The sequence below is a fragment of the Enterococcus cecorum genome, from assembly GCF_052119425.1.
GTDB lineage: Bacteria > Bacillota > Bacilli > Lactobacillales > Enterococcaceae > Enterococcus_E > Enterococcus_E cecorum_C.
Window position 1 is genome coordinate 1 of record NZ_JBQKFH010000006.1, and the last position, 15,129, is coordinate 15,129.

Consider the following 15,129-nt stretch of genomic DNA (forward strand, 5'->3'; position numbering starts at 1 on the left):
TCTAGATGGACAATGGGTTGTTTCATCATAAAAAACCTCCAATCTTCTGTTTGAATACAGTATAACTGGAGGACTAGATAGATGCGATACACCTTGTTATTGGACGCTTACATTATTTATTTCATCATAAGGATTTCTTTTTTTAATTATCTTGCTAAAATACTTTTGGGTCAGCCTCATCCAAAACTATAAGATTTCCTCTAATTGTTGTACTTGCTCTTTTGTCGTTGCCCAACTTGTTGCAAAACGAATCACCGTATGACTTTCATCATAATTTTCCCAAAAACCGACGCTTACCTGTTCTTGAAGTTGACTTAATTTTTGATTTTCAACGATGACAAAAATTTGATTAGTCGTTGTTTCAATGAAGAATGGGTATTTTCTTTCCTTAAGTAATTTTCTAATTTCATCCGCACGCTCAATCGCATTTTGACTCATTTCAAAATAAAGATTATCGGTAAATAAGGTATCAAATTGAATTCCTAACACCCTTCCCTTCGCTAAAAGAGCACCGTGTTGCTTGATTTGCGTAATAAAATGTTTAGGCGTATTACCTTTAGTAAATACCACCGCTTCTCCACATAAGGCACCTACTTTTGTCCCACCAATATAAAATACATCCGCAAGTTGTGCTAATTCAGGGAGTGTCAAATCACAATCAGCAGCTTTAAGTCCATAACCTAATCTTGCGCCATCAATATATAGTGGAATTTGATAGTTTTGACAGATAGCTTTGATTGCAAGTAATTCATCTTTAGTATATAGCGTACCATATTCAGTTGGGAAAGAAAGATAGACCATTCCTGGAAATACCATATGTTCATGATTTTCATCTGAGTAAAATACCTGTAATAATTGACTCAGATCTTGTGCGGACATTTTCCCTAAATTTTCAGGTAGTGTTAAAACTTTATGACCGGTAAATTCAATGGCTCCAGCTTCATGTGAGGCAATATGACCTGTTTGGCAAGCAATGACACCTTCATACGGAGCTAACATCGTATCAATAATAATTTGATTCGTTTGAGTACCCCCTACCAAGAAATGAACATCTGCATCTGGTAATTGACAAGCCGCTTTAATTTTTTTCTTTGCTTGTTTTGTGTAGTCATCGGAGCCATAACCTGGTAATTGTTCGAAGTTGGTTTGGATAAACTTTTCTAAAATTTTAGGGTGCGCTCCTTCAGTATAATCTGATTCAAATGAAAGCATTCAAACATTCCTCCTTTTTTAGCTATTGTATCAAATCTATTTTCTAAACACAATTTCTGCAATATAGGTATTATGTAAACTAAATTCTAGTATTGTGAATAAAAATACGAATGTGGTAAAATAAACATAGATTTTTTTGGAGGTGGTTACATGTATCTATTACTTGGACTCTTTGTTGGTAGCCTTTTACCCATACAAACAGCTTTTAATTCAAAAATGAGAGGTATCGTACAATCGCCTTTTTTAGCTTCATTATTTTCATTTGCTATCGGTACGCTTTTTTTAGCTTTGATTGCAATTTTTCAAGGGGTGCCTTTATTGATTACCTCAGATGTTTTTGCCAGAACTCCTTGGTGGGCCTATCTTGGTGGTTTACTCGGAATGCTTGGACTAACAGCGAATATTCTACTTTTCCCGATTTTAGGTAGTGTTCAGACAGTCATATTACCTATTTTAGGCCAATTATTGATGTCAATTCTTATTGATCATTTTGGCTTATTTCATACCTTACTACGTCCATTATCATTCATTCGCTTTTTAGGACTAATTTCACTTATTGTGGGCGTACTTTTAATTGTATTTTTACCAAGTTACCTGCAACAAAAACGTCAATTGATGAAAGAGACGAAAGAACCTGCGCCTTCCAAATTTCTCTGGCAACTAACAGGTATTATAGCTGGTATGTTAATGTCCACACAAGTTGCTATTAATGGCTTTTTAGGTAAACAACTGCACTCATCTATCCACGCAGCTTTTATTTCATTTTCGATTGGTACATTTTTAGTTTTAGTTGTTGTATTATCTGAAAAATCTTATCGAAAATTACAATTAAGCATCCTTAAACAGGCACCAAAATATGTTTATCTTGCCGGCTTTTTCGGAGCAAGCTATGTCTTTTGTAATGCGTATTTAGCACCATTAATTGGCACTGGAGCGGTGGTCACTCTTTCATTAGTGGGCCAAATTATTTCTAGCTTAGTCATCGATCAATTTGGATTACTAGGTGCTATTAAAAAACCAATCAAATTTATCCAAGTGATTGGCATTATCTTCCTATTTATTGGTGTATTGGGAATTGAACTTTATTAGAGAGGTGAAAATCGTGAAACAAAGAAATACCGGACCTGTAATTACTGAAGAGAGTGAATTAATTTCAATAATGATTCAACTTTACTATCAAAAACATTCACACGATGAAATTGGTAAAGACGAAATGCTCAATTATGCTTTAGACCGACTTGCCTATTGTCGTTTTGGAGAAAATAAAACAACGTGTAAAAAATGCCCGGTTCACTGTTATCAGAAAAAGTACCGTCAACAAATGAAAGTCATTATGCGCTATGCTGGCCCACGAATGTTATACCGTCACCCAATTTTTTCTATCAAACATTACTATCGACAATGGACAATAAAGGTAAAAAGATAATAAAAACAGCTATCTACACCAAGTATAAGGAATTAGATAGCTGTTTTACTTGTATTTATTCCAAAATTTATATATTAGTCCCTCTTATCTATTTTTGTAAATGCAACCTACATTGCTGGTCATATTACATGCTTGAATAATCAAAACGGATTAGTTGTTCATCTGTATTCACGACCGCATTCACTCCAAATGGGATAATACACCTTGGCATAGCATGACCAATATTTAAGTTATATACAATAGGTAGATTTGGCATGGTAATTTCTTCTAACAATATTGTTTTATATTCCTCATAATAGGTTTCATTTTGTGGTTTTCCAACGAGTACACCTGAAACGACATCAAATATTCCAAATTCTTTTAAAGTGCTAATCATTTTTTTGAATAATTCAGGTTTCGGCTTTTCTTCGCTTGTTTCTAACAACAAAATTTTATTATGCCAGTCTGCTAGTTTTGGAAATATATGGTATTTATTACAAAGTTTTACTATCTCAGAATCACTCGAAGTATCTATCATTTCATAAATTGATTCTAAACAGCCACCTAAGATTTTACCTTTAAACACCGATTTACCACGCAATCGTTCGAATCCAATATTACGATGCTTTTTTAATTTTGTTCCGATAGCCTTTTCGCTAAAATCGATTCTTTCCTCGTACCATACCTCACTAGGTCGTATTTGTGCAATTTTTCCTGTTGAGAGTAATTCTTCAAGGTATTTTTTAGTATAAGGTAACATTTCATCTGAGAGCTCACAAATATCAGGCAAAAATGCTTGTCCATAAAATGTGTTGATACCGATTTTGTTAAGCATAAAATGATTAACCGTTGTATCGGAGAAACCTAAAAATATTTTTTGTTTTACAACATTTTCTAATTTATTATTATCAAACAAATATGGTAACAATCTGTATGTATCTTCGCCACCAATTGCACATAAAATCATATCAATTGACTCATCTTTAAACGCCCTCGTCAAATCGTCCGCTCTACACTTGGGATGTTCTTTGATAAATGAAATACCTTTTTGCGCATTAGGTAAAAATTCAAAAGTAACACCTAACGAATTTAATCTTTTTTTACCAATTGCTACTTGATGTTTTACAAAGCTTTCTCCAACTAAACCACTAGATAAACTTACTATTCCGATATGTATCGTAAGAACCCCCTTATTTGTTCAAAATCATCAATTCAATTTACTTACTTTATAGATTCTAAGTTCAAAGAAAATTAACAAAATTATTGTATTAAAAAAGAGAAAGCCTGAGTAAACACTCTCTCTTTTCAACAGATATATTCTAAAATTTTATTCTGCACTAAAAGCTAACCCGATTGCTTTTTCGCCTAAATGGGTACCAATTACAGGACCGAAGTAACCAATTTCTACTTGAATATCAGGAAATTGTGCTTCTAACTTCGCCTTTTCCTCTTCAGCAACTTCCAAATTATTGGCATGAATCACATAATATTTTACCTTGCCCGGACATTGTTGCGCACTTTCAAATACAAGTTCCTCTGCCTTAGCAAATGCTTTCTTACTTGAACGAATCTTTTCATGCAAGACAATTTTACCATCTTCAAAAGTTAAAATCGGCTTAATCTTCAATAAACCGCCAATAATCGCAGCCCCATTTGTTAAACGGCCACCACGTACTAAATTGTTCAAATCATCGACAATTAAAAAGGCGCGGGTATTTGAGCGAATATAATCTAAATAATCCAAAATTTCTTCAATAGATTTGCCCGCATCTTTCATTTCAAGCGCTTTTTGAACCATATTACCCATTGGCATGCTAGTAATTTTTGAATCAAATGGATGGATATTGATTCCCTCAATCGTTCCTTGTAAAGCAAATAAGGTATTGACAAAACCAGAAATCCCACCTGATAAATGGATACTAATAATATCAGTGTAACCTTCTTTTGCTAATTTCTCATATAAACTAACCACTTCACCTAAAGCTGGTTGAGAAGTAGTTGGGAATTCTTTAGAGGCCTTAAGCAAATCATAATATTCATCTGCATGGATATCAATGCCTTCATTATATATCTTGCCATCTAAAATAACAGGGATTGGTAATATATATAGATCTGGATGATTACTAATAGCTGTTGGTATAAAAGCCGTACTATCCGTAACAATTGCTAATTTCATAGAATAATAAATCCTCATTTCAATGTATTAGTCATATTATATTAACTATAGCATAAATAAGTTGTAAATAAAATGAAATTCAGTTAATTTTTCAAAAAGTTTTCAATGGCATCTTGATTCATTTTTTTATCCACTTCTAAATAACTGCCAGCTTCATAGCTTTCACCATATTGCCATGAATTTTCCACGGGAATACTCAAACGTTGAATCCCATTTGCATTTTTAGCCGCAATCAAACCATGTTTTAAAATAAAGCTCATTGGAATATCATTGGGTGAATAACCCATCACTTTTCCTGCTGCATAAGGCATTTTAGAAATTGCTGAAAAACTTTTTACTTGTTTAAAGACCTCATTCATCACTTGTTGCTGACGTCGTACTCGGCCAAAATCGCCTTCTTCATCCATTCTAAACCGTGCATATTGTAATAGCGTAATGCCATTCATTTTTTGTGGTCCTTTTTTGATTGGCACATCAATATAGGCACTCATATCTTTTTCGGCATCAATTTGTACGCCATCTGGGAATAGTGCATCAATGACCTTCTCGAACGTTTTAAAATCAACTAAAAAATAATACTTACAGTCAATATTAAAGTTTTGTTTTAAAGTTTCACGTAATAATTCTGCCCCACCATAGGCATAAGAAGCATTAATCTTATTATCCCCTACGCCAGGAATTGTCACATAAGTATCACGCATAAAGGAAATAATTTTAGGTTTACTATTGAGCGAATTTCCCATGTGCAAGACCATGATGCTATCTGAACGCGAATTTTCACCATCACGGCTATCATTGCCAATCAATAAAATATTCTCGGAACCATCACTAGAAGTAACGCCATGAAAAGATTGTGCTGATTGGGTATGATCTTCTTTTTTGGCTTCATTGTACCCTTTTTGATAACCATATACACTATAAGCCCCTGCGCCCAAAACGATCAAAAGTAAGAGAACAAATAACTTTCTGAACGGATGATGTTTTTTTCGTAGCTTCTTACTAGGATGTATATTTTGGCTATGTTCATGATGTTGCGCCTGTTTTTGATTGGTTTGTTGTTGATTTTCATAGCTATTTTCAACATTTCGATGAGTATCCTCTTCAAAATGATGCGCTTGTTCTTCGTGCCGATTTCTTGTTTTACGAGCAAAGCGATTCGCATGCTGTTCAGATTGACGTAATTCATCGCGCAATTTTTTATTTTTTTCCATTCGATTCATAAAAAATAACCTCCACCTAAGTCAAATCCATTGTAGCATAGTTTACCTATAAACGAATCTGAAATGGGGAGGATTTAATATTTTTTAAAATTTTCACATCCAAATTAGCTGTGATGTAAAACTGGATACATTCCTAAATTCTGTACCACACAGCCTAATGCTTCTAACTCTTCTATCGCATTTTGATATAAGATATGTGGACGATTAACTTGTAAATCAACAATAAAGAAGTACTCTCCTAATTTGGTTTTTTGTGGTCGGGACTCAATCTTTACTAAGTTTAAATCACGCCAAGCAAATGCAGCTAATACTTTATGTAAAGCCCCCGGACTGTCTTTAGGTAAGGTGATATACAATGTTAATTTTTGCTCACTGGTTGTTAACCGTGAAGTATAAAAATGCTTCTTTCCTAAAATCCAAAATCGTGTCTGATTAAAGTCATTATCTTGAATATTAGAGGCTAAAATTGGCACTTGATAAAATTTGGCTGCTTGCTTACCGGCAATTGCAGCTAAACTTTTATCTTTTCTTTGCGCAATTTCAAGCACCGCAGCTGTAGTTGACTGAACGGGTTCTAAGAAAGCGCAAGGAAAATGCTCTTCAATATACTTTTGACATTGGGCTAAAGCTTGTGGATGCGATAAGATTTTCTTGATTTGTTTTGCATCATAACCAATCAGTTGTTGGTGGATGGGTAAGACAATTTCAGCTTGCACGTAACACTCTTTTTGATCATACAAACGATCCACACTCGCATGGACAGAACCTTCAAGCGAATTTTCAATTGGAACCAAGGCAAAATCAAGTTTTTCCTTTAATAAAGCATCTATACATAGTGGAATAGAAGCAAATTCTACCACTTTTTGATGATCAATGACTTGTTTTAACGCTTGAAAAGAAAAGGAATTGACCGGTCCTAAATAGCCAATCGTTTGCTGTGCTTGAATAATTTGTTGCACCACTTCATCTACAGTTAAGCTTGAAGTATCAATAGTCAGTGACGCGACCTCATCATAAAAAGGTTTGCGATCTTGATAAATTTCTTCGATTTGCTCAGCCGTTTTATTTTGGACCACGGGGCGAATGTTTTGCCCATCATTGAAAATACGTTGAACAAGAACATCATCTTGACAATCTAAAAACACCACCCAAGCATCCTTTAAAAGATCACGATTGGTTTTAGAGAGTACAACGCCTCCACCTGTCGCGATAATTCCTGTTTGTTGTAAAGACTCTTGTAAAACTTGTGATTCTAATTTTCGAAAGGCAGCTTCTCCTTGTTCGGCAAAAATAGTAGGAATAGACATCTGCGCACTTTCTTCAATTTTTTTATCCAAATCTACAATCGGCATAGCTAATTTTTCAGCTAATAATTTTGCAACAGTACTCTTACCAGCACCCATATATCCTACTAATACTATTGTTGTTTTCACATTTAACCCTCTTTTAATTTATTAAACTAGCTAAATCTTCAAAGAAATGTGGATAAGAAACGGCTACGGCTTCAGCCTTGTCTAATTCGACTATATTCTCTGTTAAAAGTGCAGCAATCTGTAACATCATACCAATGCGATGATCTCCTCGCGAACTTACCTTTCCACCATGTAGTTGAACTGGACCATGAATAATCATGCCATCATCAGTTGGTTCAATATTCGCACCTAGTTTTTGTAGCTCTTCACAAGTTGCATCAATACGATTGGTTTCTTTTACTTTTAATTCTTGGGCATCTTTAATAATAGTTGTACCTTCAGCTTGTGTAGCTAATAAAGCAATGATTGGTAACTCATCAATTAAACGTGGGATGTCCGCCCCTTGGATAGTGGTTGCCTTAAGCGTAGACGAAGTAACAGTAATCGTCGCAGATTCATTCGCTTCATCGATTTCACTGAGTTCAAATGTACCGCCCATTGCTTCTAACACATCTAAAATACCAGTACGCGTTGGATTAATCCCCACATTTTTTAAGACTACTTGACTGTTTTTCAAAATTGCGGCTGCCACGATAAAGAAAGCTGCTGATGAAATATCACCTGGCACAATCACTTCTTGACCAGTAAGTTGTTGTGGACCTGTAACACGAATCGTTTTTCCTGATACTTCAATCTCGCCGCCAAACTGTTTAATCATTTGTTCTGTATGATTTCTAGAAGGTTCTTTTTCAATAATGGTGGAAGTTCCTTGAGCTTGCAAGGCTGCAAAAATAATAGCTGATTTTACTTGAGCACTTGCGACGGGCATTTCATACGTGATGGGTGATAATTTTGCGCCTTGAATACTAATTGGCGGATATTGCGTATTTTCAAAGCCAACTAGATGAGCACCCATTTGATTGAGCGGTGCCATCACCCGTTGCATGGGACGACGATTTAAATATTCATCACCAAAAAGAGTTGTTTGAAAACTTGTTCCCGCTAATATCCCCATCATCAAACGGATACTTGTACCAGAATTACCTAAATCAATTGGACCCAAAGCTGGTTTTAATCCTTCAAATCCCACTCCTTGAATAGTGATTGTTTGTCCATCATCTTCAATCGGAACCCCTAATTCTTTAAAGCCATTTAAAGTACTTAAACAATCTTCCCCACGCAGAAAATTCTTAACAGTTGTCGTGCCTTTTGCAATCGCCCCAAACATAATACTGCGATGGGAAATAGATTTATCAGCTGGAACTTCGATTTGACCATTTAACTGTTTTGCACGTAGTAACTCCATAATATCCTTCTTTCTATCTTTACTTTACTCTACAATGATAAGGGGTATTGGCTTCGATACAGGCTTTACCCGCTAAAAGATCGGCCTGATTCTTAAAGGAAACTTGTAAAACCCCGATAATATCTTCACGTGTTTCTAAAATCTTGATATTAATAATCGATAAATTGGCTTGCCCTAATAAAGTGGTTACTTCAGCAATGACCCCTGGTTTATCTGGCACATCAATGAATAAATCATGGAAAGCCGGAATCGCACCATTACTATGAACCGGCAAGCGATCTCTGGTATCTTTCGCATTTTCAAAAAACTGATAAATTTGTGTTTGATTATCAGATGTTAACCAAGACTTTACTTCAGCCATTTTTTCTTGCCATTGATCAATCAAATGAATTAAAGACGTTTGATTACTCAATAAAATATCTGTCCACATTTTAGGATCTGAAGAAGCAATCCGTGTGATATCTCTAAATCCGCCAGCAGCTAATCTTTTGGCATGCGGATGAAGTTGATTAAATTGATCCGCTTGATTCACCAAAGCTGCGGCAATAATATGCGGTAAATGGCTAAGCATCGCCGTAATCTCATCGTGCTCTTGCGGTGTTAAAATAATTTGTTTGGCTCTTGTCCCACTAAATAAATCTGTTAATTCAGCTACACGCGGATTTTGTTTATCAAATGGGGTGAAAATATAATAAGCATTTTCAAAAAGATTCACATCGCTTGCTTGAATCCCTGATTTATGTGAGCCTGCCATAGGATGTCCACCGATAAAATCAAAATTTAAGGTCTGCGCAAATTCACTAATTTCACACTTGGTACTACCTGCATCTGTAACTAAAACTGAGTCTTTTAAGGAATATTGATTTAATTGTTTTAGATAATCCAAGGAAATCTTAACAGGCACTGCTAACAAGATAATATCTGAAGTTTGCGCAGCTTCCTGTAAGTTTTGGGTAAATTCATCAATAACTCCTCGTTTGACCGCTGTTTTCCCAGAAGTAAGATTAGCATCAAAACCAATAATGTGATAATCCGGATGAGCAAGTCGAATGCATTTGGCTAAAGATCCTCCGATTAAACCTAGACCTATCACTAGAATTTGCTTAGTATGCTTTAAGGTATTCACGATAACGACTAACCTCTTCTACTAATTCTTCAAAGGAATCACTGGCGAATTTTTCTAATATTTCACTAGCTACCACAGTTGCCACGACATTTTCACAAACCACACTAGCCGCTGGGACTGCCGTTGAATCTGAGCGTTCGATACTTGCTTTGTATGGTTCTTTGGTATCAATATCCACACTCAGTAATGGTTTATACAAAGTAGGAATTGGTTTCATCACACCACGTACAATCAATGTTTCTCCATTTGTCATACCGCCTTCAAAACCACCTAAACGATTGGTTTTACGGGTATAGCCATTTTCTTGGTCCCATTGAATTTCATCCATGACTTGAGAGCCTGGTAAGTTTGCCATCTCAAAACCGATCCCAAATTCGACCGCTTTAAAGGCATTGATGCTGACTACTGCTTGGGCAATTTTTGCATCTAGTTTTTTATCCCATTGTACATAGCTACCTAATCCAGCAGGGACATTAGCCAATTGTACTTCCACAATTCCGCCAATCGTATCGCCATTTTTCTTGGTTTGGTCGATTAAGTTTTTCATCGCTTGTTCCACACTTGGATCAATGACGCGTAATTCTGACTTTTCTGAGATGGCTTTGATTTCAGCCACGCTTGGATAATTTTCTGGATTGACGCTAATGCCACCTAGTTTTACAACATGGCCAGCAACAGTAATATCTAGTAAAGACAATAATTTCTTACATACCGCACCAATTGCCACGCGCATCGTTGTTTCACGCGCGGAGGAACGTTCCAATACATTACGCAAATCATGATGATGATACTTCATACCACCTACTAAATCCGCATGTCCAGGACGAGGTTTAGCCACCCGACGCAAATGACGTTCCTTTTCTTCAACTTCACTGACACTCATGACCGTTGTCCAGTTTTTCCAGTCTTTATTTTCAACGACTAAAGTTACCGGCGAACCCAAAGTCTTACCATGTCTAACACCAGAAGTAATGCGAACTTGATCTTTTTCAATTAACATTCTGCCACCACGACCATAACCGGTTTGTCGTCTTGCTAATTCTATATTGATATCTTCTACTGTTAAAGGCATGCCCGCAGGTAATCCTTCAATAATTGCTGTCAACTCTGGTCCGTGTGATTCTCCAGCTGTAAAGTAGCGCATAAATTAATTCTCTCCTTTAATGTATTCTTTAATATTCTCTATTGGAATTGGCGTGATTTGTGCTTGGCCAATTTCTTTTAAGGTAATAATCTTCAATTGATTGCCACGCGCTTTTTTATCATGCGTAATTGCCGTATAAATTGCTTGTGCATCTAAGTCAGGATAGCTCGTTGGTAAATGGAATCTTTCTAGCATGGCTTTTAACGCTTGAGTAGAATTCTCAGGTGAAAGTCCAAGCGCTTCAGCATGCGAATTGATCATCATCATCCCGATTGCTACTCCTTCACCGTGACTGACCACACCATAACCTGCTGTATTTTCAATGGCATGTCCAATGGTATGACCAAAATTCAAAGTTAAGCGACTTCCATGATCAAAAACATCTTCTTCAACGACTTTTTTCTTCACGTTTAATGCTGCCGTAATGACTTTTTCGGCATGGTTTAATAAATCATGTTCATCAGAAAGCATCCCTAAAAATTCCCAAAGCACTTTATCCGCAATCGCCGCAGATTTGACAATTTCAGCAATTCCTTCACGAATCCGGCGGTCATCTAAGGTTTTCAATACAAAAGGATCAATTAAGACGCCATCAGGTTGGGCAAAGGTTCCCACTAAATTTTTTGCCTTTTGGGTATTGACGGCTGTTTTTCCACCAATACTGGAATCAACTTGAGCTAAAAGTGTGGTTGGAATTTGCAAGAAATGAAGGCCACGCATAAAGGTTGAAGCCACAAAACCAGCTAAATCGCCTACTACGCCACCACCTAAGGCAATAATTCCATCACTTCTAGTAAAGCCTAAATCGGCTAATTGATCATATAAATCACTAGCACATTGTAAAGACTTAGATTTTTCTCCAGCCGGAACCACCAATACTTCTGCTTCAAAGCCAACGCCATTTAATTCTTGCTTGACTTTGTCTGCATATAATTTTTCTACATTGCTATCCGTAATAATGGCAATTTTTTGCTCTTTCCATAAAGATTTCACCCATTGACCACAGTTATCTAACGCACCTTTTTTAACTATAATTTGATAACTATGATTTGGTAAATTGACTGCTAACATAAAATCGCCCCTTAAGCTTCAATTTGTTTAATTTTCTTCATTGCATCCACTAAAATATTGACTTCTTTCATCATTTGCAAATAGGTCTTTTCATTTAATGATTGCATGCCATCTGACCAGGCATTTTGTGGATCTGGATGAATTTCAACAATCATCCCATCAGCACCAGCAGCAACCCCAGCTCTTGCCATCGGAGTGACTAAATCCCACACACCGGTACCATGACTTGGATCAACAATGATTGGAAAATGACTTAATTTTTTGATTAATGGTACAGCACTCAAGTCGAACGTATTTCTTGTAGCTGTTTCATAAGTTCGAATACCACGTTCAATAAAGATAACCGGACTTTTTTCTTCAACTGCAATATACTCTGCTGCATTTAACCACTCATCTATTGTACCAGAAATGCCACGTTTTAGGCCAATAGGTTTACCTGTTTTCCCAACCGCAGATAATAATTTAAAGTTTTGCATATTACGAGCACCGATTTGAATAATATCACTGTAATGAGCAACCATATCTATATGGGCTTCATCCATCACTTCAGTAATGACTTTCATATCAAACTCATCCGCTGCTTGACGAATATATTTCAAACCTTCTTCGCCTAACCCTTGGAAAGCATAAGGAGACGTTCTTGGTTTAAAAGCACCACCACGTAAGATTTTCGCTCCACCCGCTTTAGCCATTCTTGCTGTTTCACGAATTTGCTCTAAACCTTCAATCGAACATGGGCCTGCCATAGTAACAAAAGAACCATCGCCTATTTTCACACCATCCACATCAACCACCGTATCTTGTGGGTGGAATTCACGTGAAGTTAATTTATAAGTGTTCGAAATGCGCATGGTTTTTTCAACACCTTCATAACTTAAAAAGGCCACATCTTGAATAGAACGTGTATCACCAATCAAACCTAAAACAACTTGTTCACTTCCTTGGTTTAATTGATAGGTTAATCCTTCCGCTTCCACTCTTTGAATCACTTTGTTTAATTGTTCTTTTGTTGCTCTTGGTTTCATAATAATAATCATTTGACCAACATCCTTTCTATTTTTCCTTTTTAAAATAAATGTTCCTTCACATAATCTACTGGCATCTCTTGGTTTGTCCATAATTTAAATGCAGCTGCGCCCTGATGTAACAACATGCCAAGTCCATTGATCGTCAACGCGCCTTTTGCTGCAGCCACTTTTAACAATTTGGTTTCTCGTGGATGATAAATGGCATCATACACAGGTAAATCTGATCTTAAAACTTCTTTATCAATTGGTAGCTCATCAACATTCGGGTACATCCCAACACTTGTTGCATTGACCAATAATTGACTCTTGTTCACTGCTTGATAAACAAGTGCTTGATCTTCAAGTGAAATGAGCTCAATTGGACAATTCGTTGCTTGCATAATTGCCTGCATTTTTTCTTGATAAGTTTTAAAATGACTACTTGGACGATTAAGTACATAGATTTGTTTTACACCATCTAAGGCCGCTTGGGTAATCATCGCCGTAGCTGCTCCGCCTGCACCAATGATGGTCATCGTTTGTCCAATGATATCAATTTGATTTTCGGCAAGACTAGCCATAAATCCGATACCATCTGTATTATGACCGATTAATTTTCCCTCATGATTCACAATAGTATTAATTGCTCCGATGATTTTGGCTGCTGGCGAAAGTTCGTCCACGTAATCTAGTGCAGCAACCTTATGGGGCATAGATAAATTTACCCCTAACATTTGCATATTACGAATAGCTTGAATTTGTGTGGGTAAAGCTTCTTTTGTTACTTCAAACGCTAGATAGACCGCATCAATTCCTAATTTTGAAAAGCTTAAATTATGCATTTTAGGAGATAAACTGTGACGAGCAGGATTAGCATAAAAACCAACCAATCTTGTTTGTCCACTGATTTCTTCAATACTTTTCATGTTTTCCCTCCTTCAAAAAATAAAAAACGTACACTTTAAATGTCTACAACAATCAAAGTGTACGTTAAAAGAAAAAAGCCACTGTAGATTGTTGCGATCTCTACGTGGCTAGTGTATGCAAGATTAAATGCTTTAGCCATCATAGATACAAACATACTTTTCGTTTGTACCCATAATGAATATGAATACAAACCTATCTAAAATAGCTAAAGTAAAAATTATTCAGTTTTTGCGGATTATTCTTTTTCATATCGATTCGCTCCAAACTGATGTAAGATTGATAACAGTATAAGCCGTGTACACGCAATTGTCAATACGGAAAATGAGAAATTGTTAAAAAAAGTGAAAAATAAATGAATAAACTAAATAAAGTCATCTTCAAAAAAGTGTAAAACTTCATTCATCGTCAATTTCGCTTTTTCTTCATTTGATAAATCCTTAATAATCTTCCCTTTTTTCAATACAATTAAACGATTACCATATTTCAGTGCGTCTTCCATGCGATGGGTAATCATCATACAAGTTAATTGCTTTTGTTCTACAATTTCAGCTGTTAAATGCATTAATTGTTTGGCTGTTTTTGGATCCAGTGCCGCTGTATGTTCATCGAGCAATAATAATTTAGGTGATTGGATAGTGGCCATTAATAAACTTAAGGCTTGTCTTTGTCCGCCAGATAAATCACCGGTCGCACTTTGCAGATGGGCTTCGAGTCCATTTCCGATTTGGGCACATAATTGATAGAATTCCTCTTGATATTGACTAAGTTTTCTTAACTTTAAGCTCCGTTTTTGCCCACGGAATTTTGCTAATAATAAATTTTCAGCCACAGTCATTCTAGGTGCAGTTCCCATTTTGGGGTCTTGGAAAACACGAGCAATAAAAGGTGCTCTTAATTCTTCACTAAGATGCGTGACTTCTTGATTATCGATAAAAATCTTACCTAAAGTAGCTGGTAAACTCCCCGAAATCGTATTAAAAAGTGTACTCTTGCCGGCACCATTTCCTCCTAAGACCGTCACAAAATCACCGGCATTAACCTGAAAATCAATATGATCCAATAGTACTTTTTCTTCATTGCTACCATTATGAATGATTTTAGTAATATTTTCTAATCGTAACAT

At 36.1% G+C, this 15,129-nt stretch carries 14 protein-coding genes and 1 pseudogene; 2 read left to right on the forward strand and 13 right to left on the reverse strand.

Features of this window, described 5'->3' with window-relative positions; genetic code table 11:
* Nucleotides 1–186 precede the first annotated feature (186 nt).
* Complete coding sequence (locus ACTQZM_RS02210; RefSeq protein ID WP_441652762.1) at nucleotides 187–1,212, reverse strand: threonine aldolase family protein; 1,026 nt, start codon at nucleotides 1,210–1,212, stop codon at nucleotides 187–189.
* A 150-nt stretch (nucleotides 1,213–1,362) separates the two neighbouring features.
* On the opposite strand from ACTQZM_RS02210, the gene ACTQZM_RS02215 reads away from it, so the two are divergent.
* Both ACTQZM_RS02215 and ACTQZM_RS02220 read left to right on the forward strand, forming a co-directional pair.
* Complete coding sequence (locus tag ACTQZM_RS02215; RefSeq protein ID WP_441652763.1) at nucleotides 1,363–2,301, forward strand: DMT family transporter; 939 nt, start codon at nucleotides 1,363–1,365, stop codon at nucleotides 2,299–2,301.
* A 13-nt stretch (nucleotides 2,302–2,314) separates the two neighbouring features.
* On the forward strand, nucleotides 2,315–2,638 hold the full coding sequence (locus ACTQZM_RS02220; RefSeq protein ID WP_441652764.1) for a nitrous oxide-stimulated promoter family protein: 324 nt from the start codon (nucleotides 2,315–2,317) through the stop codon (nucleotides 2,636–2,638).
* A 124-nt stretch (nucleotides 2,639–2,762) separates the two neighbouring features.
* Here the strand turns inward: ACTQZM_RS02220 and ACTQZM_RS02225 are convergent, their stop codons facing one another.
* The 12 genes and pseudogenes from ACTQZM_RS02225 to ACTQZM_RS02280 all read right to left on the reverse strand — a co-directional run bounded on the left by ACTQZM_RS02225 (nucleotide 2,763) and on the right by ACTQZM_RS02280 (nucleotide 15,129).
* Nucleotides 2,763–3,794, reverse strand: coding sequence for a S66 family peptidase (locus ACTQZM_RS02225; protein WP_441652812.1), 1,032 nt, complete (start codon nucleotides 3,792–3,794; stop codon nucleotides 2,763–2,765).
* Between the two features lie 150 nt (nucleotides 3,795–3,944).
* Nucleotides 3,945–4,793 (reverse strand): DegV family protein, encoded by an 849-nt coding sequence (locus ACTQZM_RS02230; RefSeq protein WP_287851895.1) that lies wholly within the window; start codon nucleotides 4,791–4,793, stop codon nucleotides 3,945–3,947.
* Nucleotides 4,794–4,876: 83 nt separating this feature from the next.
* Nucleotides 4,877–6,013, reverse strand: coding sequence for an LCP family protein (locus ACTQZM_RS02235; RefSeq protein ID WP_441652765.1), 1,137 nt, complete (start codon nucleotides 6,011–6,013; stop codon nucleotides 4,877–4,879).
* A gap of 104 nt (nucleotides 6,014–6,117) precedes the next feature.
* Nucleotides 6,118–6,942, reverse strand: a complete 825-nt coding sequence (gene pheA, locus ACTQZM_RS02240) for a prephenate dehydratase (protein ID WP_441652813.1) — start codon at nucleotides 6,940–6,942, stop codon at nucleotides 6,118–6,120.
* 21 nt (nucleotides 6,943–6,963) lie between these two features.
* A pseudogene (locus ACTQZM_RS02245) lies at nucleotides 6,964–7,446 on the reverse strand (shikimate kinase); the annotation flags it as partial.
* A gap of 13 nt (nucleotides 7,447–7,459) precedes the next feature.
* Nucleotides 7,460–8,731, reverse strand: a complete 1,272-nt coding sequence (gene aroA, locus ACTQZM_RS02250) for a 3-phosphoshikimate 1-carboxyvinyltransferase (RefSeq protein ID WP_441652766.1) — start codon at nucleotides 8,729–8,731, stop codon at nucleotides 7,460–7,462.
* A 19-nt stretch (nucleotides 8,732–8,750) separates the two neighbouring features.
* Entirely contained in the window at nucleotides 8,751–9,857 is a 1,107-nt protein-coding gene (locus ACTQZM_RS02255; RefSeq protein WP_441652767.1) for a prephenate dehydrogenase, read from the reverse strand.
* Nucleotides 9,835–11,001, reverse strand: coding sequence for a chorismate synthase (gene aroC / locus ACTQZM_RS02260; protein ID WP_441652768.1), 1,167 nt, complete (start codon nucleotides 10,999–11,001; stop codon nucleotides 9,835–9,837). Before aroC ends, ACTQZM_RS02255 begins: the two co-directional genes overlap by 23 nt.
* A 3-nt stretch (nucleotides 11,002–11,004) precedes the next feature.
* Nucleotides 11,005–12,072: a 3-dehydroquinate synthase gene (gene aroB / locus ACTQZM_RS02265; RefSeq protein ID WP_441652769.1), complete on the reverse strand. Its 1,068-nt coding sequence runs from the start codon at nucleotides 12,070–12,072 to the stop codon at nucleotides 11,005–11,007.
* Between the two features lie 11 nt (nucleotides 12,073–12,083).
* Complete coding sequence (aroF, locus tag ACTQZM_RS02270) at nucleotides 12,084–13,109, reverse strand: 3-deoxy-7-phosphoheptulonate synthase (RefSeq protein ID WP_016252229.1); 1,026 nt, start codon at nucleotides 13,107–13,109, stop codon at nucleotides 12,084–12,086.
* 29 nt (nucleotides 13,110–13,138) lie between these two features.
* Nucleotides 13,139–14,005: a shikimate dehydrogenase gene (aroE, locus tag ACTQZM_RS02275; protein WP_441652770.1), complete on the reverse strand. Its 867-nt coding sequence runs from the start codon at nucleotides 14,003–14,005 to the stop codon at nucleotides 13,139–13,141.
* Nucleotides 14,006–14,367: 362 nt separating this feature from the next.
* Entirely contained in the window at nucleotides 14,368–15,129 is a 762-nt protein-coding gene (locus tag ACTQZM_RS02280; protein ID WP_441652814.1) for an ABC transporter ATP-binding protein, read from the reverse strand.

Coding starts and splice junctions, on each gene's coding strand:
- ACTQZM_RS02230 (WP_287851895.1), bottom strand. CDS start 4,793: ATGAAATTAGCAATTGTTACGGATAGTACGGCTTTTATACCAACAGCT.
- ACTQZM_RS02215 (WP_441652763.1), top strand. CDS start 1,363: ATGTATCTATTACTTGGACTCTTTGTTGGTAGCCTTTTACCCATACAA.
- aroE (WP_441652770.1), bottom strand. CDS start 14,005: ATGAAAAGTATTGAAGAAATCAGTGGACAAACAAGATTGGTTGGTTTT.
- ACTQZM_RS02210 (WP_441652762.1), bottom strand. CDS start 1,212: ATGCTTTCATTTGAATCAGATTATACTGAAGGAGCGCACCCTAAAATT.
- ACTQZM_RS02280 (WP_441652814.1), bottom strand. CDS start 15,129: ATGTTACGATTAGAAAATATTACTAAAATCATTCATAATGGTAGCAAT.
- ACTQZM_RS02235 (WP_441652765.1), bottom strand. CDS start 6,013: ATGAATCGAATGGAAAAAAATAAAAAATTGCGCGATGAATTACGTCAA.
- aroC (WP_441652768.1), bottom strand. CDS start 11,001: ATGCGCTACTTTACAGCTGGAGAATCACACGGACCAGAGTTGACAGCA.
- aroB (WP_441652769.1), bottom strand. CDS start 12,072: ATGTTAGCAGTCAATTTACCAAATCATAGTTATCAAATTATAGTTAAA.
- aroF (WP_016252229.1), bottom strand. CDS start 13,109: ATGATTATTATTATGAAACCAAGAGCAACAAAAGAACAATTAAACAAA.
- aroA (WP_441652766.1), bottom strand. CDS start 8,731: ATGGAGTTACTACGTGCAAAACAGTTAAATGGTCAAATCGAAGTTCCA.